Below are 9040 nucleotides of genomic sequence, written 5' to 3'. Positions count from 1 at the left end.
CAATCCCCTGCACCGGCCGTCGCCCCGGCTGACGGCCGTCGCCGCCCGGACGGGCGCGATCGGCGTGCTGGAGCTGTCCGTCGACGACCCCCGAGATGTCGCCGACACACTCGACCGCACCCGCCGCTGGTCGTCGCTGCCCTTCGGGGTCCGGATACGGCCCGGCTGTACCGTCGCCGTCACCGATCTGCCCGACCTGGTGGACACCGTCCTGCTGGCGGATCCCGGGCGCTCGCCCGCCGAGTTCGCCGGCCGTCGTGTCCTGGTGGAGGTGACGGACCTCGCGGGTGCCCTGCGGGCCGTCGGCGACGGAGCCTCGGGCCTGATCGTCCGCGGCGCCGAGAGCGGTGGCCGCGCGGGTGAGCTGAGCACCTTCGTCCTGTTGCAGCGGGTGCTGGCCGACCCGTCCGTCACCGTGCCCGTGTGGGCGTGCGGCGGCATCGGACCGCACACGGCCGCCGCCGCGGTCGCCGGAGGAGCGGCCGGTGTCGTCCTGGACACCCAGCTCGCGCTGTTCGACGAGGCGGGGCTGCCCGCGGAGATCACCGGCGCGCTCACCGGGCTCGACGGCTCGGAGACCGTCCTGCACCACGGGATACGCGTGCTCCGCCGCCGTGGCCCCGGCGCTCCCGAACTGCCCGGGGACGCGGCCGAGTTCGAGGCCAGGATCGGTGGTGACGATCCGCGGACCCAGTTCCTGCCGGTCGGTCAGGACGCCTTCCTCGCCGCCACGTTCGCCGAGCGCTGGGCAACCGTGGGCGAGGCCGTGCGCGGTGTCCGGGCGGCGATGACCGCCGCCGTGGCGGACGACGAGCCCGCCGCCGCGCTGGCCGCCGGATCGCCGGGCGCACGGGTCCTGGGCAGCCGGCTGCCCATCGCGCAGGGCCCGATGACCCGGGTCAGCGACGAACCCGAGTTCGCCGCCGCCGTCGCGTCCGCGGGCGCGCTGCCGTTCCTCGCCCTGGCGCTCGCGAGCGCGGAGCGCACCCGGTCGATGCTGGAGCGCACCCGGGCGGCGCTCGCGGACGCGCCGTGGGGTGTCGGCGTGCTCGGATTCGCCGACGAGGAGATCAAGGCCGCGCAGCTCGACGTCGTACGGGAGCTGAAGCCGACCCACGCGATCATCGCGGGCGGCAGGCCGGCCCAGGCCGCCGCGCTGGAGGCGGAGGGCATCACCACCTTCCTGCACGTTCCCTCACCGGGACTGCTGCGTCAGTTCCTCGCCGCCGGAGCGCGGCGGTTCATCTTCGAGGGCGCCGAGTGCGGCGGCCATGTCGGACCGCGCAACAGCTTCCCGCTCTGGCAGGCCCAGACCGATGTCCTGCTGGACTTCCTGGCCGAGTCCGGGCCCGGGACGGCCGGTGAGCTGACGGTCCTGTTCGCGGGCGGTATCCACGACGAGCGGTCGGCCGCGATGGCCGCCGCCCTGGCCGCCCCGCTGACGCGTGCCGGTGTCGCGTTCGGTGTGCTGATGGGCACCGCGTATCTCTTCACCGAGGAGGCCGTGGCGGCCGGGGCGATCCAGCCGCTGTTCCAGCGCAGGATCGTAGCCGCCGAGCGCACCGATCTGCTGGAGACCGCGCCCGGCCACGCCACCCGCTGCGCGCACAGCGCCATCACCGAGGACTTCGCGGCCCTCAAGGACGAACTGCGTGAGCAGGGCGTGCCCGACCGCGAGATCTGGGAGCGCCTGGAGCGGTTCAACGTCGGCAGACTGAGGCTCGCCAGCAAGGGCATCGAGCGCGTCGGCGACGAACTGGTCCCGGTCGACGAGACGCGCCAGGCCGACGAAGGCATGTTCATGGCGGGCGAGGTCTCTGTGCTGCGCTCCGCCACCACCAGCGTCGCCGCGCTGCACGACTCCGTCGCCGACGGCGCCGCCGCGTGGCTGCGCGAGCGCGCCGCCGCGCTGCGTGGCGCGCTCGGTCCCGGCGACACCGCGGAGGAGCCCGCGCCCGCGCCGCTGCGGGTCGCCGTCGTCGGTATGGCGGGCATGTTCCCCGGCGCTCCCGACCTGGCCGACTTCTGGGCCAACATCCTGGCGGGCAAGGACTGTGTGACCGAGGTCCCGGCCCATCGCTGGGACGCCGAGCGGTACTACGCGCCGGACGGCGACGGCGAGCGCACCCCGTCACGCTGGGGCGGATTCCTGCCCGAGATCCCCTTCGATCCGCTGCGCTACGGCATTCCGCCGGCCTCGCTGGCGAGCATCGAACCCGTACAGCTTCTCGCGCTGGAGGCGGCGCGGCGCGCGCTGGCCGACGCGGGATACGCCGGTACCGGCATCGACCACGCCCGTACCTCCGTGGTGTTCGGCGCGGAGGCGGGCAGCGATCTGTCCAACGCGACCACCCTGCGCACGGTGCTGCCCGGCTATGTCGGCACCATCCCGTCCGCACTCGACGAGCAGCTTCCCCGGCTGACCGAGGACTCCTTCCCCGGGATGCTCGCCAATGTCATCGCGGGACGGATCGCCAACCGGCTCGACCTCGGCGGTGCCAACTACACCGTCGACGCCGCCTGCGCCTCCTCGCTCACCGCCGTCGACGTGGCCTGCAAGGAGCTGATCACCGGCACCAGCGATCTGGTGCTGTGCGGCGGCGCCGACCTGCACAACGGCATCAACGACTACCTGCTCTTCTCCTCGGTGCACGCGCTGTCCCCGACCGGCCGCTCGGCCACCTTCGACGGCGCCGCCGACGGCATCGCGCTCGGCGAGGGCGTGGCCTGTGTGGTCCTCAAGCGGCTCGCCGACGCCGAGCGCGACGGCGACCGGATCTACGCCGTGATCGACGGTGTCGGCAGCGCGAGCGACGGCCGCGCGCTGGGCCTGACCGCGCCCCGCCCGGCGGGCCAGCGCGCCGCGCTCACCCGCGCCTACCGCAACGCCGGTGTCTCACCCGCCGACGTCGGTCTGATCGAGGCCCACGGCACCGGCACCGTCGTGGGCGACCGTACCGAACTGGCCACGCTGACCGAGGTGTTCACCGAGGCCGGTGCCGAGCCCGCCAGTTGCGCGATCGGCTCGGTGAAGTCCCAGATCGGGCACACCAAGTGCGCCGCGGGACTGGCCGGACTGATCAAGACCACACTGGCCCTGTACCACGGGGTGAAGCCGCCGACGCTGCATGTACGGCAGCCGAACGCGGCCTGGGACGGCGGGAGCAGCCCGTTCGTCTTCCACACCGCCGCCCGGCCCTGGGCCACGGAACCGGCGGAGCGCGTCGCGGGTGTGAGCGCCTTCGGTTTCGGCGGCACGAATTTCCATGTCGTTCTACGCGCGTACGACCAGCCGCCACCCGTTCATTCCCTGGACACCTGGCCGGCGGAACTGTTCACCTTCCGCGGCCGGGACACCGAGGCGGCCCGCCGCTCCGCCCGCGCCCTGCTGGAACTGCTCCAGCGCGGTGGCCGGTGGCGACTGCGCGACTACGCGCGTCATACGGCCCTGCGCGCCGACCGGGCGGCCGGCCGCGGTGAGTCCGTACGGATCGCCCTCGTGGCGGACAGCCTGTCCGCGCTGGCGGAGCTGCTGCGCCGGGCCGTCGAAGGGGAGCGGGACCCGGAGGCGGGCCTCCACACCGCCGACGAGGACACCGGCGATACCGGGAGCGGCGGCTCTGTCCCCGGTGAGCTGGCCTTCCTCTTCCCCGGGCAGGGCAGTCAGCGGCCCGGAATGCTCGCCGAACTCTTCGTGGCCTTCCCCGAGTTGCAGCGCCATCTCCAGCTCGGCGCCCGCTGGGCGGACACGCTCTATCCGCCCGCCGCCTTCGACGAGGAGGGCAGGGCGGGCCAACTGGCCCGGATCACCGACACGGCCGTCGCCCAGCCCGCGCTCGGTGTGGTCGAACTCGCCGCCGCCGAACTGCTGGCCTCGCTCGGTGTACGGCCCGCCATGGCCGCGGGCCACAGCTACGGCGAACTGGTCGCGCTCGGTGTGGCCGGGGCACTCGCGCCGCGGGACGTCCTCACCGCCAGCGCGGCCCGCGCCGAAGCCATCCTGGCCCAGGTCGAGGGCGGCGATCCGGGCACCATGGCCGCCGTCTCCGCCACGGCCGAGCAGGTCGAGGAGGTGCTGCGGACCTCCGGTCTCGCCGAGGCCGTCGTCGCCGCCAACCGCAACGCGCCCGAACAGACCGTCATCTCCGGGCCGACCGGGCCGATGGCCACGGCGGTGGCGCGGCTGCGCGACGCCGGCTTCCCGGCCAAGCCGCTCCAGGTCGCCTGTGCCTTCCACAGCCCGCTGCTGGCCGGAGCGGGCGACGCCTTCGCCGAGAGCCTGGCCGGTATGACCGTCCACGCGCCGGACTTCGACGTCTGGGCCAACCGCACGGCCGATCCGTACCCGGCGGACCCGGAGGCGGTACGGGCCGGTCTCGCGGCACAGATCGGCGCGCCCGTCCGGTTCACCGAGCAGATCGAGGCCATGTACGCGGCCGGCGCCCGGGTCTTCGCGGAGGTCGGTCCCGGCCGGGTGCTGAGCAGGCTGGTCTCCGCCGTCCTGGGCGAGCGCCCGCACCGCACCGTTCCGCTGGACGGCGGCCGGGGAGCCGGACTGACCGGCTTCCTCTCCGCCCTGGCCCAGCTCGCCGTCAGCGGTGTCGACGTCCGCACCGGCCGGCTCTTCCAGGGCCGCGACGCGGTCGATCCCGAGACCGCGGTGGCCGGACGGACCGCGGGCTGGACCGTCGACGGCCAGCTCGTGCGCCGCGCCGACGGCACCATTCCCCCCGACGCCCTGCACCCCGCCCGACCTGTTACGGAGCTGATCGTGCCGGAGAACCACGCCCCCCACGGCGCCGCCGCGTCCGGACCGGACGCCCTCGTCGCCGAGTTCCTGCGCACCAGCCGGGACCTGGTGGCGGCGCAGCGAGATGTCATGCTGAGCTATCTGGGCGGGCCCGTGGCCGTCCCGGCCGACCGGCCCCTGAGCCGGCCGCTCGCCTACGCGTCGGCGCCGGTGGCCGTGCCCGCCCCCGCCGCACTGCCCGCACCCGTGGACCGCCCGGCCCTCGCCGCACCCGTGGTGACCGCCGCGCCTGCCAGGGACCGGGAGGCGGTGCTGGGTTCGGTGTTGGCGGTGGTGGCGGAGCGTACGGGTTATCCGGTGGAGATGATTGAGCCGGAGCTTGATCTTGAGGCTGATTTGAGTGTGGATTCGATCAAGCGGGCTGAGATCGCGGGTGAGTTGGCGGTTCGGTTGGGTCTTCCGGTGGGTGCGGGTGCGGACATCGACGGTCTGAGTGCCGCCCGTACCGCCGCCGGGATCGCCGCGCTCCTCGTCGATCTGCTCGCGGGACCGGCCGAGACGGCCACCGCCGCTCCTGCCCCGGCGCCCTCCGCCGAGCCGTCCACGACCGCGGAGGCCGAGATCCTGGCGCCGCAGCGACTGGAGTTCACCGAGATCGAACTGCCCGTGGTGACCGGCTCCGTGGAGAGCGGCAGCACGGTCCTGCTGCTGGGCGGCGGTGAACTGGCCCCGGTGGTGGCCGAGCGGCTGCGCGCCGCCGGCGCCGTGCCCACACTCGTACCCGCGGGGGAACTCCCGCAGACCACCGCCGACGCGGTGATCCATCTGGACGCCCTCGACACGCCCGAGCCGCCTCTGCCCGAGGCATTCCCGCTCTACCGGAGCGTGCTGGCGGGCGCCCCGCGCCGGCTGCTCACCGTCGAGCGCAGGACCGAGGGCGCGGCCAGCGGGCTGCGCGGCTTCTTCCGCAGCGTCGCCCGCGAGTATCCGGACCTCACCGCGACCCTGGTCGAGGTCGCGGCCGGCGCCGGGCCCGAGGAGATCGCCACGGCCCTCGTCACCGAACTCGCCGCCACCGACCGGGAACCGGTCGTCCTGACCGGCGCGGGCACCCGGCGCGCCCTGCGGCTGGTCCCCACCGATCTGGGCGCGCTCGCCGCCACCGGCGCGGGCCCGGCCGGTGACGGGGTCGCCGAGGCCGAGGCGGCCGGGCTCGACCGTGACGCGGTCGTCCTGCTCGTCGGCGGCGCGCGCGGTATCACCGCGCGGTTCGCCCGTACGATCGCCTCCGTCAGCCGGTGCCGTATCGAACTGATGGGCCGTACCCCGGTGCCCACGGGGACCGAGGACCCGGTGACCGCGGGGGCCGCCGACCGCGACGCGCTGCGCGCCGCCTTCCTCCGCTCCGGCATGACCTCGCCCGCCGAGGTCGAGCGCCGGGTGTCCGCCGTGCTCGCCGCGCGCGAGGTCCGCGACACGGTCGAGGGGCTGCGGGCGCTCGGCAGCCAGGTCCGCTACCACTGTGTCGACGTACTCGACACGGAGGCCGTCCGCGCCACGGTCAAGGACATCCACGCCGAGCACGGCAGGCTCGACGGCGTGGTCTACGCGGCCGGAGTCATCGAGGACAAGCTGATCGCCGAGAAGCCGGTCGAGTCCTTCCGCCGGGTCTTCACCACCAAGGTGGGCGGTGCGCGCGCGGTGCTCGACGCGGTCGGCACGCTGCCCACCGGGCCCCGTTTCGCCGTGCTCTTCGGCAGTATCGCGGGCGCCCTCGGCAATCGCGGCCAGTCCGACTACGCCGCCGCCAACGACGCGCTGGAGGAGCTGGGACGCCGCTGGTCCACCCCGGAGCGGCGCGGTCTGACCGTCCACTGGGGCCCGTGGGCCGCGGCGGAGACCAACGGCGGCATGGTCACTCCCGAACTGATGCGCTCCTACGCCGCCCGGGGGATCAAGCTGATCGATCCGGAGGAAGGGCCGCTGAGCCTGCTGCGTGAACTGGCCTGGGGCGCGCCCGAGGTCCACGCGACGGTCTACACCGCGTCGGGCTGGTGACCGCCGTGTCCTCCCGCACACCGGCGGTCACGCGGGCCGCCGCGCAGGCCACCGCCCCGGTCGCCATTGTCGGCATGGCCGCGTTCTTCCCGGGCTCCAGGGATCTGGACGGCTACTGGCACAACATCGTCAACGGCGTCGACGCGATCACCGAGGTCCCCGCCGACCGCTGGGACGCCGAGTTCTACGCGCCCGACGGGCCCCGGCGCAGCGACCGGGTGTACTGCCGGCGCGGCGGATTCGTCGACCAGTCCACCGAGTTCGACGTCGCGCGGTTCGGCATCATGCCCTCCTCCGTGGCGGGCACGGAGCCGGACCAGCTCATCGCGCTGGAGGTCGCCAACCGGTCCGTCGAGGACGCCGGCGGGGAGTGCGTACTGCCGGCCGACCGGCAGCGCGCCGGGATCGTTCTGGGCAGGGGCGGTTATCTGACGCCCGGACTGGTCCGGCTCGACCAGCGGGTACGGACCGCGAGCCAGCTCGTGCGTACGCTGCGTGAGCTTGCGCCCGAGCTCGGCGAGGACCGCATCGAGGAGGTCAGGGCGGCCTTCGCCGGACAACTGGGTCCGGAACAGCCCGAGTCGGCCATCGGTCTGGTGCCCAATCTGGCCGCCTCCCGGGTCGCCAACCGGCTCGATCTGCGCGGCCCTGCCTACACCGTCGACGCGGCCTGCGCCTCCTCGCTCGTCGCGGTCGACCACGCGGTCCGCGAACTGGCCGCGGGGCGCTGCGATGTCATGCTGGCCGGTGGGGTGCACCACTGCCACGACATCACCCTGTGGAGTGTGTTCAACCAGCTCGGGGCGCTCTCCCCGAGCGAGCGGATCCGTCCGCTGCACCGCGACGCCGACGGGGTGCTCATCGGTGAGGGCACCGGTGTCGTGGTGCTCAAGCGCCTCGCGGACGCCGAGCGCGACGGCGACCGTGTGTACGCCGTGGTGTCCGGGACCGGAGTGGCCAGCGACGGCCGCTCGGCCAGTCTCCTCAACCCGGATCCCGGCGGTCAGGTCCGCGCGGTCCGGCAGGCCTGGGACGCGGCCGGCCTCGACCCGCGCGCGGCGGACGCCCTCGGGCTGCTGGAGGCGCACGGCACCGCCACCGTCGCCGGTGACCGGGCCGAACTGGCCACGCTCACAGAGGTGTTCGGACCGGCGTCGGGGGCGCGGGCCGCCATCGGCTCGGTGAAGTCGATGATCGGTCACACCATGCCCGCCGCCGGGATCGCCGGACTGATCAAGGCCGCGCTCGCGATCCACCACGGAGTGCTGCCGCCGACCCTGCACTGCGACGAGCCGAACCCGGCCCTGGAGGCCACCAGGTTCGCGCCGCTCGCGAAGGCCACGGCCTGGGAGGACACCGCCACCGGCGTACCGCGCAGGGCGGGCGTCAACGCGTTCGGCTTCGGCGGTATCAACGCCCATGTGGTCCTGGAGCAGGCGGCCCCGGCCCTCGCTCCCGTGGCACGTACGGCGAGGGGCACCCGTCCCGCGCGTGAGGCCCGTACGACGGTGAGCGAGCCGGAACGCGTCCTGCGGCTCGCCGCGTCGGGCCCGGCGGAGCTGGCCGCCCTGCTGGACGCCGACGACTCGGCGGTGCTGGCCGCCGGGCTCGACGAGCGCGTCCCGGCCGCGGGCCCGGTCAGGCTCGGCATCGTCGATCCGACCGGGCGCCGGCTGAAGCTGGCCAGAAAGGCGGTCGCCAAGGGTGTGCCATGGCGTGGCCGCAGCGATGTGTGGTTCAGCCCGAGCCCGCTGCTCGGCCCGGCCGGCGGACGCACCGCCTTTGTCTTCCCGGGCCTCGAAGCGGAGTTCGAGGTCCATGTGGCCGCACTGGCCGAGCGGTTCGGTCTGCCCTGGTCGCCGGGACAGGACACCCGGGTGGGTGATGTCGGGCGGCACGGCGCCGCCGTCTTCCAGCTCGGCCGGATGCTCGACACCGCGCTGCGCAGGCTCGCCGTCGTCCCCGACGCGGTCGCCGGGCACAGCGTGGGGGAGTGGACCGCCATGGCCTGCGGCGGTATCCACGCGGCCGATGAGGTCGACGCCTTTCTCGCGGACTTCGACCCGGACGCGCTGCGTGTGCCCGGTGCCGTCTTCGGTGTGCTCGGAATGCCCGCCGAGCGGGTGCTCGCCGAGCTGAACGGCCGTACCGACGTGGTGCTCTCGCACGACAACGCGCCCAACCAGTCGATGATCTGCGGCCCGGAGGAGGCCGTGACCGAGCTGGTCCAGC

2 protein-coding genes are annotated in these 9040 nt (G+C 74.3%); both read left to right on the top strand.

Translation table 11 applies throughout. The annotated features are described in order from the left end of the window. The first annotated feature begins 7 nt into the window (after window positions 1-7). Window positions 8-6808 carry a type I polyketide synthase gene (locus BFF77_RS18805; RefSeq protein WP_079125288.1) on the top strand — a complete coding sequence of 2267 codons (6801 nt, stop codon included), beginning with the start codon at window positions 8-10 and terminating at the stop codon, window positions 6806-6808. Window positions 6809-6882: 74 nt separating this feature from the next. Further along, a partial coding sequence (locus BFF77_RS18800; protein WP_281196549.1) for a beta-ketoacyl synthase N-terminal-like domain-containing protein occupies window positions 6883-9040 on the top strand: 2158 nt, incomplete at its 3' end.

Origin of the sequence: Streptomyces lushanensis, from assembly GCF_001700515.1 — a bacterium.
Classification (GTDB): Bacteria; Actinomycetota; Actinomycetes; order Streptomycetales; family Streptomycetaceae; genus Streptomyces; species Streptomyces lushanensis.
This window is presented reverse-complemented; position numbering and strand designations above follow the sequence as displayed.